Below are 12,707 nucleotides of genomic sequence, written 5' to 3' on the forward strand. Positions count from 1 at the left end.
GGCAACGGGCAGGCTCAGCCGCCGCGCGAAGGCGGCGTGGGGTCGGTGGAGGAAATGACGTCGCATCGACGTGGCGTCGGCATTGTGCCGGCCGCGGCAGGTCCGGGCAACGACGACACAGGCGCGGAAGACACAGGCGCGAACGACGCGGACGCGGAAGCAGGCATGGCGGCATCCGCGCCGATCGGCACGATTTGTTCGGGTTTCAGCGCGCCGGCACGCTGCAGCAGACTCAGCAAGGCCATCCGCAACTGCTGGTGATCGCAACGTGCCGCGCCGACCCGGGCAACGACGACGTAGTCGCCATCGGCCAGGACGGCGCGGTGGGCGCGGAAGGTCTCGCGCATGACGCGCTTGATCCGGTTGCGGCCCACGGCGTGTGGATCGACCTTGCGCGAGACCGCCAGGCCCAGGCGCGGGCCGGAATCGGGCCGCTCAAACCGCACCCGTGCGTTGGGACGGGCCAGGTTGGCCTGTTCGCAGCTGGCGCGCGCGGCATCGGCGGTCTGCCAATGCAATGCAAGCACGGGCAGCGCCACGCGCCGGCCGTGCTTGAATATGCGGTCGAAGTCGGAGCGCGCGCGAACCCGCGCGGTGCGCGGGAAGCGGGTCTTCGGCATCAGGGGATCAACGGCGGCAAAGGGCGGCCGTTGCGGCATCTAGCTGCGCTCAGGCGCAGAGACGCTTGCGGCCCTTGGCGCGACGACGCGACAGGATCTTGCGGCCATCGGCCGTCGCCATGCGGGCACGGAAACCGTGGTCGCGCTTGCGCTTGAGGTTGCTGGGTTGGTAGGTGCGCTTGGTGGCCATGCGTGCGGCTCTGCGGTTACGGCGGAAAAGACCGGCAAGTCTACCTGCGGGCCGGCGAACGAGTCAAATACCAGGCCGCACCGGCTGTTTGCGGGCCTTGCCGGCGCCGGTCCGCGGGCCGATGAGGGAGCCGGGATTCCCGTCCCCCGACGGTCCGCCGGCGCTACCCGCGCGTGGTAGTCTGGCCGACCCTCATCTGCTTCGCGTGGCGCCCAATGCCGGCCGTCGCGCGAGGTGAGTCATGCCATCAAGAAACCCCCTATGGATGCTTGGTCCCGCTGTCTGGAACGCCTCGAGGCCGAATTGCCGGCCGAGGACGTCCACACCTGGTTGAAACCGCTGCAGTCCAGTCCCCGGGACGGCGCAACGGTATTGTTCGCGCCCAACGCGTTCGTGGTCGACCACGTGCGCGAGCGCTACCTGGACCGGATCCGCGAACTGCTGGCGCACTTCGCCGGCAGCGACGCGGTCAGCCTGGAAGTCGGTTCCTTGCCGCGAGTCCCCTCGCCGCTCGCCGCGGGCACGACGTCCTCGACGGCGCGCAGCGCCGCCCCGGTGGCGGCGATCGAACCGTTCAACGGCAATCTCGACAACCACTACACGTTCGACAATTTCGTCGAGGGCCGCAGCAACCAGCTGGGCCGGGCCGCCGCCATGCAGGCCGCGCTCAACCCCGGCGAGCGCGGACACAACCCGCTGCTGCTGTACGGCGGCACCGGGCTGGGCAAGACCCATCTGATGTTCGCCGCCGGCAACCTGATGCGCAGCAACAACCCCGGCACCCGGGTGATGTACCTGCGCAGCGAGCAGTTCTTCAGCGCGATGATGAAGGCACTGCAGGAAAAGGCGATGGACGGCTTCAAGCGCCATTTCCAGCAGGTGGATGCGTTGCTGATCGACGACATCCAGTTCTTCGCCGGCAAGGACCGCACCCAGGAAGAGTTCTTCCACACCTTCAACGCGCTGTTCGACGGCAAGCAGCAGATCATCCTGACCTGCGACCGCTACCCGCGCGAGGTCGAGGGCCTGGAGCCGCGCCTGAAGTCGCGTCTGGCCTGGGGCCTGAGCGTGGCGATCGAACCGCCGGACTTCGAGACCCGCGCCCAGATCGTGCTGTCCAAGGCCAAGGAGCGCGGCGCGGTGATCCCCGAGGAAGTCGCCTTCCTGCTGGCCAAGAAGATGCGCTCCAACGTGCGCGACCTGGAAGGTGCGCTCAACACGCTGACCGCCCGGGCCAACTTCACCGGCCGGGCGATCACGACCGATTTCGCCCAGGAAACCCTGCGCGACCTGTTGCGGGCGCAGCAGCACGCGATCGGCATCCCCAACATCCAGAAGACCGTGGCCGACTATTTCGGCCTGCAGATGAAGGACCTGCTGTCGAAGCGGCGTACGCGCTCGCTGGCGCGCCCCCGCCAGATGGCGATGGCGCTGACCAAGGAACTGACCGAGCACAGCCTGCCGGAGATCGGCGATGCGTTCGCCGGGCGGGACCATACGACGGTGCTGCACGCCTGCCGGCAGATCCGCACCTTGATGGAAACCGACGGAAAGATGCGGGAGGACTGGGAAAAACTGATCCGCAAGCTCAGCGAGTGAGCGTTGTGGAGCTGGTGCGTACAAGCTGTGGACAAGTCGGCCGGCGCCGACGGCCTGAGATTCTATCCACAGGTTGTACCCAGCTGGCAGGGCGGTTGTACCGTAGTTCAGACTTTGGATTTATCGATTATTTTCAGTAAGTTGCGTTGGTTTTCCCGGAAATTTCCCGACACCACCACCACCAGGCTTTTGATTTATACATTCTTCTGTACTGGTTCCGGCGTGACCTGAAACCAGGCTTTCCACCGCCTGATCCGACCTGCTTGATATGCCGGAAGCTGCGTCGGAATCCTTCCCTCGGCAAGGCAATCCGCCAAGCACCGACCTGCAAAAAGCGGCGTGGGGCGTCTTCCGTGATGGCCCCGTCCAATGCCCGTTTCGATCGCGCTCCGAGGCGGACGTCAGGCAATAGGGGGCCGGAAAAACGAAAATGTGGATAGCGGAGGTGTTCAAACGGGGTACAAGCTGTGGGCAAGTCGGCCCAGCCGGTATCATCGTCAAGTTGCCCACAGCTTGTACCTGCAGCACCATGCAGGTTGTACCGGGGTTTGATGGACAAGTATCTTTAGATTAATCAACAAGTTGGGTGACTTTTCCCTGATATCCCGGGACTCCACCACCACCAGGCTTTTGATTTATACATTCCTTTGTATTGGTTATAGGGGTAGGACGGTATGCGTTTCAGCCTGCAACGAGAAGTGTTTCTCAAGCCGTTGGCGCAGGTCGTCAACGTGGTCGAGCGTCGCCAGACCCTTCCGGTGCTGGCCAATCTGCTGGCACAAGTGAAGGACGGCCAGTTGTCGCTCACCGGCACCGACCTGGAGGTCGAGATGGTCTCGCGGGCGATGGTCGACGATGCCCAGGACGGTGAGACGACCATCCCGGCGCGCAAGTTGTTCGACATCGTTCGCGCCCTGCCCGATGGCAGCAGGATCACGGTCACCCAGACGGGCGACAAGCTCACCGTACAGGCGGGGCGCTCACGCTTCACCCTGGCAAGCCTGTCCGCCAACGATTTCCCGTCGATCGACGAGGTCGAAGCCACCGAACGGGTGCGGGTGCCGGAGGCGACGCTGAAGGAACTGATCGAGCGCACCGCATTCGCAATGGCGCAGCAGGATGTCCGGTACTACCTCAACGGCCTGCTGTTCGACCTGCGTGAAGAGAGCCTGCGTTGCGTGGCCACCGACGGCCACCGGCTGGCACTGTGTGAGGCCCCGTACGAAGGCAGTGCGCAGACCAAGCGGCAGATCATCGTGCCCCGCAAGGGCGTGACGGAACTGCAGCGCCTGCTGGAAGGTGGCGATCGCGAGCTGGAGCTGGAAATGGGCCGTGGCCACATCCGGGTCAAGCGCGACGACGTGACCTTCACCAGCAAGCTGATCGACGGCCGTTTCCCGGACTACGAGGCCGTGATTCCGATCGGTGCCGACAAGGAGGTCCGGATCGACCGGGAAGTCCTGCGCGCCTCGCTGCAACGCGCCGCAATCCTGTCGAACGAGAAGTACCGTGGCGTGCGTATCGAAGTCTCGCCTGGCCAGCTCAAGATCAGTGCGCACAATCCGGAGCAGGAAGAAGCGCAGGAAGAAGTCGAGGCCGATACCAAGGTTGATGATCTCGCGGTCGGGTTCAACGTCAATTATCTGCTGGATGCGTTGACCGCGTTGAAGAGCGAACAGGTCGTGCTGGCATTGCGCGATGCGAACTCCTCGGCCCTGGTCCGCGAGGCCGACAACGAGCGTTGCCGCCACGTGGTGATGCCACTGCGGTTGTGATCGAGGTCGTCGGCTGACGTGTTCCACGTGGAACAAATAGAGATTTACCGCACGCCCGGCATGTCCGGGCGTGTTCGTTCTCATCGGGTGGAATTTCCTGTGGAGTACGAGCCGTGCAGGTAATGCGGCTCGATATCCGCCAGTTGCGCCGTTTCGATCACGTCCAGCTGCGACCCGGCCCGTCATTGAACCTAATCACCGGCGACAACGGTGCCGGCAAGACCAGTGTGCTGGAGGCGCTGCACCTGATGGCCTACGGGCGCAGTTTCCGGGGACGGGTACGCGACGGCCTGGTGCGTGCGGACCAGGCGGCGCTGGAAGTGTTTGTCGAGTGGCGGGAACAAGCCCCATCGCTGCCATCCGACGGTTCGAGCACCTCGTCGTCCGGATATCGCACCCGGAAGGCCGGGCTGCGGCATAGCGGCCAGAGCTGGAGCGGGCGACTGGACGGCGCCAACGTGGAGTATCTGGGAGAGCTTTGTGCCGCGCTGGCGGTGGTGACATTCGAGCCGGGCAGCCATGCGCTGGTTACCGGCGCGGCAGAGATACGGCGCCGCTACCTGGATTGGGGATTGTTCCACGTGGAACAAGACTTCCTGTCTTTGTGGCGGCGTTACTCGCGAGCACTCAAGCAGCGCAATGCGCTGTTGAAGGCCCGGGTCGGACACTCGCAGCTGGACACCTGGGATCACGAGCTCGCATCGGCGGGAGAGCCCCTGGGTCAGCACCGGCAGGCCTATCTGGATGCGCTGCAGCCCGGTTTCCAGGCGCTTGCCGCCGATATGGCGCCGGCGTTGGGGGAAACCCGGTTGGACTATCAGCCAGGCTGGCGGCGCGACGAATGGTCCCTGCTTGACGCCTTGTTGCTGGCGCGCGACCGCGACCTGCAGTCCGGATTCACGTCGGTTGGTCCGCACCGCGCCGATTGGCGGATTCATTTTGGCGGTGTGCCGGGTCGCGAGGCCCTGTCGCGCGGACAGGCCAAGTTGACCGCGCTCGCCGCGTTGTTCGCGCAAGCCGGGCACTACGCCCGCGCGCACGGCGAATGGCCGGTGATCGCGCTGGATGACCTGGCCTCCGAACTCGACCGGAATCATCAGCAACGGGTCATCCAGCGCTTGCTGGACAGCGGCGCACAGGTGTTTATTACCGGGACGGAGTCGCCGCCTGCGCTTGCGGATATGGCGGTCGGGTTCACAAGGTTCCACGTGGAACACGGATTGGTTTCCGGGCCGGCCGGCGTCTGAACGCCAGCCCCGCGCCTCATGGCTGCCGGCCGTGTCTTCCAGCCACCCACCCAGCGTGATTGCGGCGGATCGGTCCGCCGACGTCGGCAGGGGGCGCCTGTTATACTCGCGTACTAGATACCCCACGTGTTTCGACGCCGCCGCGCACTTGGCGGCCGCGTCGTTGTCGGAGCCTGTTGCCGCATGACCCAGATCGAACACGATCCTTCGTCCCTCCAGGACGGCACTGTGCCGTCTCCCGCCAGCCCCTCGACGCAAACCTACGACTCCAGCAAGATCACCGTCTTGCGTGGGCTGGATGCCGTGCGCAAACGCCCCGGCATGTACATCGGCGACGTGCACGACGGCACCGGGCTGCACCACATGGTGTTCGAGGTGGTCGACAACGCGGTGGACGAAGCGCTCGCCGGCCATGCCAACGAGATCGTGGTGACCCTGCACGAAGACGGGTCGGTGGAAGTCTCCGACAACGGCCGCGGCATCCCGGTGGACATCCACAAGGAAGAGCACGTGTCCGCGGCGGAAGTGATCCTGACCGTGCTGCACGCCGGCGGCAAGTTCGACGACAACAGCTACAAGGTGTCGGGCGGCCTTCACGGCGTCGGCGTGTCGGTGGTCAACGCCCTGTCGGAGCACCTGTGGCTCGACATCTGGCGCGACGGTTTCCACTACCAGCAGGAGTATCAGCTGGGCGAGCCGCTGTATCCGCTCAAGCAGCTGGATGCGACCAGCAAGCGCGGCACGGTGTTGCGCTTCAAGCCGGCGACCACGATTTTCAGCGACGTCGAGTTCCACTACGAGATCCTCGCCAAACGCCTGCGCGAGCTGTCGTTCCTGAACTCCGGGGTGAAGATCGTCCTGAAGGACGAGCGCGGCGAGGGCCGCACCGATGTGTTCGAGTACGAGGGCGGCATCCGTTCCTTCGTCGAGCACCTGGCCCAGCTGAAAACGCCCCTGCACCCGAACGTGATCTCGGTAACCGGCGAGGAAAACGGCATCACCGTGGACGTCGCGATCCAGTGGACCGACGCCTACCAGGAAACGATGTTCTGCTACACCAACAACATCCCGCAGAAGGACGGCGGCACCCACCTGATCGGTTTCCGCGCGGCGCTGACCCGCACGCTGACCAACTACATCGAGCAGAGCGGCCTGGCCAAGCAGGCCAAGGTCAGCCTGTCCGGTGACGACATGCGCGAAGGCATGATCGCGGTGCTGTCGGTCAAGGTGCCCGATCCGAGCTTCTCGTCGCAGACCAAGGAAAAACTCGTCTCATCCGACGTGAGACCGGTCGTCGAACACACGTTTGGTGCGCGTCTGGAGGAGTTCCTGCAGGAGCATCCGACCGAGGCGCGTGCGATTGCCGGCAAGATCCTCGACGCCGCGCGTGCCCGCGAAGCCGCCCGCAAGGCCCGCGACCTGACCCGCCGCAAGGGCGCGCTGGATATCGCCGGCCTGCCGGGCAAGCTGGCCGATTGCCAGGAGAAGGATCCCGCGCTGTCCGAACTGTTCATCGTCGAGGGTGACTCCGCCGGTGGCTCGGCCAAGCAGGGCCGCAACCGCAAGACCCAGGCGATCCTGCCGCTCAAGGGCAAGATCCTCAACGTCGAGCGCGCCCGTTTCGACCGCATGCTTTCCAGCGCCGAGGTCGGCACGCTGATCACCGCCCTGGGCACCGGCATCGGCAAGGACGACTACAACCCCGACAAGCTGCGCTACCACCGCATCATCCTGATGACCGACGCCGACGTCGACGGCAGCCATATCCGCACCTTGCTGCTGACCTTCTTCTACCGGCAGATGCCGGAGTTGATCGAGCGCGGCCATATCTATATCGGCCTGCCGCCGCTGTACAAGATCAAGCAGGGCAAGACCGAGCTGTACCTCAAGGACGACGCGGCCCTGAACGCCTACCTGGCGGGCAACGCGATCGAGGGCGCGGCCCTGATTCCGGCCGAAGGCGAGCCGCCGATCACCGGCGCGGCGTTGGAGCGGTTGCTGCTGGCCTATATCGGGGCGCGCGAGACGATCTCGCGCAACGCCCATCGCTACGATCCCAACGTGCTGGAAGTGCTGATCGACTTCACGCCGCTGGATACGGAACACCTGGCCCAGAACATCGACCAGCGCGAGGAACTGGACGCGCTGGAAAAGCGCATCAACCGCAAGGGACTGGGCAAGCCGCGCTATGCGTTGAGTCTGCAACCCGCCACGGACAGCCATCCCGCGGCACTGGTGGCCAAGCGCAGCCACATGGGCGAGGAGTTGCTGCAGGTGCTGCCGCTGGCGGCGTTTGCCGGCGGTGAACTGCGTCCCCTGCGCGAAGCCGCGGCCCAATTGCACGGCCTGGTGCGTGAAGGCGCGAAGATCGTTCGTGGCAACCGCGAGCAGGCCATCGACAGCTTCGCCGATGCCCACGCCTGGCTGATGGACGAGGCCAAGAAGGGACGTCAGATCCAGCGATTCAAGGGCCTGGGTGAGATGAATCCGGAACAGTTGTGGGAAACCACGGTCAATCCGGACACCCGACGCCTGCTGCAGGTGAAGATCGAGGATGCGGTCGCGGCGGACCAGGTGTTCAGCACCCTGATGGGCGACGTGGTCGAACCGCGTCGCGCGTTCATCGAGGACAACGCGCTGAAGGCCGGCAACCTGGATATCTGAGCCGGTTGCATTGCGACTTGCCTAAAAGCTCCGCTTGCCCGTGCAAGCGGAGCCGATTCGGCAATTTCCGACGCACGCGCACGCGCACACGACGCGTATTTCCCCTCTTCTCCAGCCGTTTCCGCAATCTGCGACCGGGTCAGATGGAAAAATCGGCCGTCTTGGTGTGCCGATCCGGCTGGTTTGCAGGCTCTCGACGGTGACCGTCGACCCTTGTGAAGTCGAGGCTGATTGACAGCGCATTCATCCTCCTGCGGCTACAACCGAAATTTGCGAACAGGAAACCCCACGCATGAAACGCCTGATTCTGAGTCTCGCCGTCGCCAGCCTCACCGCTGCATGCGCCACCACGACCTCACCGACCGGCCGCACCCAGGCGGTGGGCGCGATCTCGCAACAGCAGCTGGACCAGATGGGTGCCGAAGCGTTCGCCGAGTACAAGGCGAAGTTGCCGCGCAGCACCAATGCGACCCAGAACGCCTATGTCAGTTGCGTGGTCAACGCGGTCACCCGCGAGTTGCCCGCGGGCTCGCAGACCGGGTGGGAAGTGGCGCTGTTCAGCAATGATTCGCCCAATGCGTTCGCCCTGCCGGGCGGCAAGATCGGCGTCTACACCGGCATCTTCAAGGTGGCCAGGAATCAGGACCAGCTCGCGGCGGTGATCGCCCACGAGATCGGTCACGTCATCGCCCATCACCATGACGAGCGGGTTACCCGCCAGCTCGGCGCGCAGACCGGGCTCGGCCTGCTGGGCGCCCTGATCGGCTCCCAGTACGGGACCGGCGCACAACAGGCCACCCAGCAACTGGGCGGGGCCGCCGTGCAGGGGATCTTCCTGCTGCCCAACAACCGGGTCCAGGAGTCGGAAGCCGATGTGGTCGGCCAGCGGTTGATGGCGCAAGCCGGATTCAATCCGGGCCAGGCCGTGAACCTGTGGGAAAACATGATTTCCGCCAGTTCGAGCCGCGCGCCCGAATGGCTGTCCACCCACCCCGATCCCCAGGCCCGGATCGCCGAGCTGCGTGCTCGCGCCGGCAGCCTGATGGCCACCTACGAGCAAGCCCGTGCGGCCGGCCGCACGCCGAAGTGCGGCTAAACACGAAATGCGGGAACGCGCAAGACGGCTTCTTCCCGCAAACGCTTTCTGCTAGGTTGGCTTCCCCAAACGCACATACGCAGCGCCCCGCCATCATGCGGGGCGTGTACAGGTGACCCGATGAAAAACCCAATGCTCTCCAAGCGGATCCTCGTCGCCACCATGGGTGCCGCCTTCGTCGCGATGATCGGAGCCGCCTCCGCGGCGCCCATCGGTGAACCCGCCGGCTCCCCCCAGGCGCGCAGCGGTTCCAAGAGCCCGGAGCGTGCATCGCGTTCGAACAAGAAGGCCGACGCCTCGGCCGCGATCCAGGCGTATCCAGACGCGACCCGCAAGGAGCCCAAGCTCAAGGCCTCCGAGCGCATCTCGCGCAAGCTGTCGAAGATGATGGACCTGTACGAGGAAGAGAACGGCGCCGAAGCCCGTGCGATGGCCGACGAGATCATCGCCGACCCGAAAGCGAACGGTTACGAGAAAGCCTACTCGGCGCAGCTCGCCGCCCAGATCGCCTACGAGGCCGATGACACCACCGCGGCGATGGACTACTTCAAGAAAGTGATCGAGTTCGACGGCCTCGACAACAACGCCCACTACAACATCATGCTCAACCTGGCCCAGTTGCAGCAGCAGGAAGAGCAGTACGCCGAATCGCAGGCGACCTTCGACCGATTCTTCAGCGAGACCAAAAGCAAGGATCCGACCGCGCTGATGATGAAGGGCCAGGGCCTGTACCTGATGCAGCGTTACGACGAGGCCGCTGCGGTCATGAAGCAGGCGATCGAGGCGAGCGACGATCCCAAGCCGGACTGGATGGCACTGCTGATGCAGACGTATGCCGAAGCCGGCAATACGGCCGAGGCGGTGCGCATGGCCGAGCAGGTGGCGGCGCGCAAGCCCGACGACAAGCGGGCACAGCTCAACCTGGCCGCGGTCTACTCGCAGGCCGACATGCCCGAGAAAGCCCTGGCCGTGATGGAGAAGCTGCGAGCCGGCAACCAGCTCGACACCGCCAATGAATACAAGGTGCTGTACACCACCTATTCCGGTATCGAAGGCCGCGAGAAGGATGTCATCGCGGTCATCAACGAAGGCTTGCAGAAGGGCGTTCTGGAGCCCGACTACAACACCTACGTCGCGCTGGCCCAGGCCTACTACTTTTCCGACCAGCCCGCGCAGGCGATCACCGCCTACCAGAAAGCCGCGCCACTGGCGAAGGACGGGGAGGCCTATCTGAATCTGGCCCGGGTGCTCCAGCAGGAGAACCGGATCCCGGAGGCGAAGGCCGCTGCCCGGCAGGCCTTGGCCAAGGGCATCAAGAAGGCGAAGGATGCCAACGTGATCATTGCGCTGCCAGGCAACTGATTGCATCACAAAACTGCGAATTTCCGCTTGGAATCCCAGGTGGAGTTTGGTATATCCTAGGAGGTTCCCGTCACCGTAAAGGCGATGGGGATCATTTGACGGTCCGAGGTGCTCCAGCGCCCGGCATTCCCTCCCGAGCTGACGGCGCATGACGCAAGACCTGGAAATTCCCGTAAAGAAGATTGACGACAGCGAAGGGCTGAACTGGGCGCGTATCGCCGGTATCACCATGGCTATCGCCGTCCACGCTGCTGCATTGCTGATGATGCTTGCCCCGATGGCTGCACCACCGGCGGAAAAGGCGGAGCAGGAAGTGACCTTGGTGAATCTCATCAAGCCGCCACCGCCGCCGCCGCCGCCGCCGCCGCCGCCGGAAGAGCCGCCGAAGCCGATCACGCCGCCCAAGGAGTTGTCGCCGCCGAAGCAGACCACCACCTTGCCGCCGCCGCCGGATACGCCGCCGATCGTGGTGGACGATCCGAGCCCGGTCGATCTGCCGCCGCTGCCGCCAGCCCCACCGGCGCCGCCGCAGCAGACCACCCAGCTGGGTTCGGTGGATCCTTCGTCGAAGGCGATGAACCCGCCGCAGTACCCGCCCAGCGCAGTTCGCAGCGGTATCGAGGGCACGGTCGTGCTGGTCATCAGCATCGATGCCAAGGGCAACGTCCTGGACGTCGAGGTCGAGAAGTCCAGCCGCAACCGCGATCTCGACCGCGCAGCGATCACCGCGGCCAGGAAGTGGCGCTTCAGCCCGCAGATCGAGAACGGGGTTGCGGTACCCAGCCGGGTCCGGGTACCGGTCGACTTCAACCTGAGCTGACACCGCGACACCTGTCCCAGCAACAGATTCAAGCAGTCCCGTTTTTGCGTCACCCTTTTTGCATCACCCCTTGCACCACCTAGCCGTCCCCTTCTTCCACGACATCCAAAGGTAAGCGTCATGCTTCAGGAAACCACTACCGCTGCTGCTGGAGGCAACAACGCCGAAGCGTTCCAGCAGATGAGCTTCTCCCACATGGTTCAGAACTTCGATCTGGTTGCATGGATCGTGTTCCTGACCCTGGTCCTGTTCTCGGTGCTGTCGATCTACTGGATCGTCGTCAACCTGATCAAGGGCGCGCGTCTGCGTACCAAGGCCGACCGTGTGATCAGCACGTTCTGGGAAACCAGCAATGCGCAGGATGCGATCCGTTACATGGAAGAGCAGGGCAGCTCGGAGCCGTTCTCCAAGATCGCCCTCGATGCGGCCCAGGCCGCGGCCCATCACCAGCGCAATGAAGGCTCACGCCTGGTCGAGTCGCTGAATCGTTCCGAGTTCGTCGACCGGGCCCTGCGCCAGGCCGTGACGCGCGAATCGATGAAGCTCGAAAGCGGCTTGACGCTGCTGGCGACCGTGGGTTCGACCTCGCCGTTCATCGGTCTGCTGGGTACCGTCTGGGGCATCTACCACGCCCTGATCCGCATCGGCCAGAGCGGCAACGCGTCCATCGACGCGGTGGCCGGTCCGGTGGGTGAGGCGCTGATCATGACCGCGTTCGGTCTGTTCGTCGCGATCCCGGCGGTGGTGGCGTTCAACTTCTTTACCCGCACCAATCGGGTGACGAATGCGCGCTTCGACACCTTCGCCCACGACCTGCACGACTTCTTCGCGACCGGTTCGCGGGTTGGCGAGTTGCAGTCCAAGCGCTGATCGGGCCGTCCCTAGGTAAGTTGGAGTTCGGATATGGCCTTCAGTACAGGCAGTAACAGCGGCCCGATGGCCGAAATCAACGTCACGCCGCTGGTCGACGTGATGCTGGTGCTGTTGATCATCTTCATGATCACGGCGCCGTTGATGTCGCACAAGATCCAGGTCGCGTTGCCCGAAGCCAACCTCGACAGGAAGGAAGACATGGCACCGGAAGTGCCACCGATCACGATCGCGATCGAGGCCGACGGTTCGGTGTTCTGGAACGACGAACCGGTCACCGAGGCGCTGATGGAGAGCCGTCTGTCGGTTGAGGCGCAGAAGACGCCGCAACCGCAGATCAACATCCGTGGCGACAAGACCACCAAGTACCGCACCGTCAAGGACGTGGTGCAGATTGCGCAGTCCCAGGGCATGCGCAAGGTCGGTTTCATCGCCATCAAGGATCGCTCCAACTAATCCCCGGA

11 protein-coding genes are annotated in these 12,707 nt (G+C 64.4%); 9 read left to right on the plus strand and 2 right to left on the minus strand.

Features of this window, described 5'->3' with window-relative positions; all coding sequences use genetic code 11:
- Positions 1–14: 14 nt before the first annotated feature.
- On the minus strand, positions 15–620 hold the full coding sequence (gene rnpA / locus N792_RS00055; protein ID WP_036191286.1) for a ribonuclease P protein component: 606 nt from the start codon (positions 618–620) through the stop codon (positions 15–17).
- 49 nt (positions 621–669) lie between these two features.
- On the minus strand, positions 670–810 hold the full coding sequence (gene rpmH / locus N792_RS00060) for a 50S ribosomal protein L34 (RefSeq protein ID WP_036191289.1): 141 nt from the start codon (positions 808–810) through the stop codon (positions 670–672).
- A gap of 261 nt (positions 811–1,071) precedes the next feature.
- Between rpmH and dnaA the strand changes: the two genes are divergently transcribed.
- The 9 genes from dnaA (at position 1,072) to N792_RS00105 (ending at position 12,699) form a co-directional block, all read left to right on the plus strand.
- Positions 1,072–2,409 (plus strand): chromosomal replication initiator protein DnaA, encoded by a 1,338-nt coding sequence (dnaA, locus tag N792_RS00065; protein WP_036191292.1) that lies wholly within the window; start codon positions 1,072–1,074, stop codon positions 2,407–2,409.
- Between the two features lie 674 nt (positions 2,410–3,083).
- The gene (gene dnaN, locus N792_RS00070) at positions 3,084–4,184 is read left to right on the plus strand and encodes a DNA polymerase III subunit beta (RefSeq protein ID WP_036191294.1); all 1,101 of its coding nucleotides are present in this window, start codon (positions 3,084–3,086) and stop codon (positions 4,182–4,184) included.
- A 113-nt stretch (positions 4,185–4,297) separates the two neighbouring features.
- Entirely contained in the window at positions 4,298–5,431 is a 1,134-nt protein-coding gene (recF, locus tag N792_RS00075) for a DNA replication/repair protein RecF (RefSeq protein ID WP_036191296.1), read from the plus strand.
- A 183-nt stretch (positions 5,432–5,614) separates the two neighbouring features.
- Positions 5,615–8,095, plus strand: a complete 2,481-nt coding sequence (gyrB, locus tag N792_RS00080; protein ID WP_084105209.1) for a DNA topoisomerase (ATP-hydrolyzing) subunit B — start codon at positions 5,615–5,617, stop codon at positions 8,093–8,095.
- A 292-nt stretch (positions 8,096–8,387) separates the two neighbouring features.
- Complete coding sequence (locus N792_RS00085) at positions 8,388–9,191, plus strand: M48 family metallopeptidase (RefSeq protein ID WP_036191298.1); 804 nt, start codon at positions 8,388–8,390, stop codon at positions 9,189–9,191.
- Between the two features lie 162 nt (positions 9,192–9,353).
- Positions 9,354–10,553: a tetratricopeptide repeat protein gene (locus N792_RS00090; protein ID WP_036192149.1), complete on the plus strand. Its 1,200-nt coding sequence runs from the start codon at positions 9,354–9,356 to the stop codon at positions 10,551–10,553.
- Positions 10,554–10,701: 148 nt separating this feature from the next.
- Positions 10,702–11,373 carry an energy transducer TonB gene (locus tag N792_RS00095; RefSeq protein ID WP_036191300.1) on the plus strand — a complete coding sequence of 224 codons (672 nt, stop codon included), beginning with the start codon at positions 10,702–10,704 and terminating at the stop codon, positions 11,371–11,373.
- 120 nt (positions 11,374–11,493) lie between these two features.
- Positions 11,494–12,243: a MotA/TolQ/ExbB proton channel family protein gene (locus N792_RS00100; protein WP_036191301.1), complete on the plus strand. Its 750-nt coding sequence runs from the start codon at positions 11,494–11,496 to the stop codon at positions 12,241–12,243.
- 33 nt (positions 12,244–12,276) lie between these two features.
- Positions 12,277–12,699, plus strand: coding sequence for an ExbD/TolR family protein (locus tag N792_RS00105; RefSeq protein ID WP_036191303.1), 423 nt, complete (start codon positions 12,277–12,279; stop codon positions 12,697–12,699).
- Positions 12,700–12,707 lie beyond the last annotated feature (8 nt).

The organism is Lysobacter concretionis Ko07 = DSM 16239 (assembly GCF_000768345.1).
GTDB classification, from domain to species: Bacteria; Pseudomonadota; Gammaproteobacteria; order Xanthomonadales; family Xanthomonadaceae; genus Novilysobacter; species Novilysobacter concretionis.

Coding starts and splice junctions, on each gene's coding strand:
- rpmH (WP_036191289.1), bottom strand. CDS start 810: ATGGCCACCAAGCGCACCTACCAACCCAGCAACCTCAAGCGCAAGCGC.
- N792_RS00105 (WP_036191303.1), top strand. CDS start 12,277: ATGGCCTTCAGTACAGGCAGTAACAGCGGCCCGATGGCCGAAATCAAC.
- N792_RS00085 (WP_036191298.1), top strand. CDS start 8,388: ATGAAACGCCTGATTCTGAGTCTCGCCGTCGCCAGCCTCACCGCTGCA.
- N792_RS00100 (WP_036191301.1), top strand. CDS start 11,494: ATGCTTCAGGAAACCACTACCGCTGCTGCTGGAGGCAACAACGCCGAA.
- dnaN (WP_036191294.1), top strand. CDS start 3,084: ATGCGTTTCAGCCTGCAACGAGAAGTGTTTCTCAAGCCGTTGGCGCAG.
- dnaA (WP_036191292.1), top strand. CDS start 1,072: ATGGATGCTTGGTCCCGCTGTCTGGAACGCCTCGAGGCCGAATTGCCG.
- N792_RS00090 (WP_036192149.1), top strand. CDS start 9,354: ATGGGTGCCGCCTTCGTCGCGATGATCGGAGCCGCCTCCGCGGCGCCC.
- gyrB (WP_084105209.1), top strand. CDS start 5,615: ATGACCCAGATCGAACACGATCCTTCGTCCCTCCAGGACGGCACTGTG.
- N792_RS00095 (WP_036191300.1), top strand. CDS start 10,702: ATGACGCAAGACCTGGAAATTCCCGTAAAGAAGATTGACGACAGCGAA.
- rnpA (WP_036191286.1), bottom strand. CDS start 620: ATGCCGAAGACCCGCTTCCCGCGCACCGCGCGGGTTCGCGCGCGCTCC.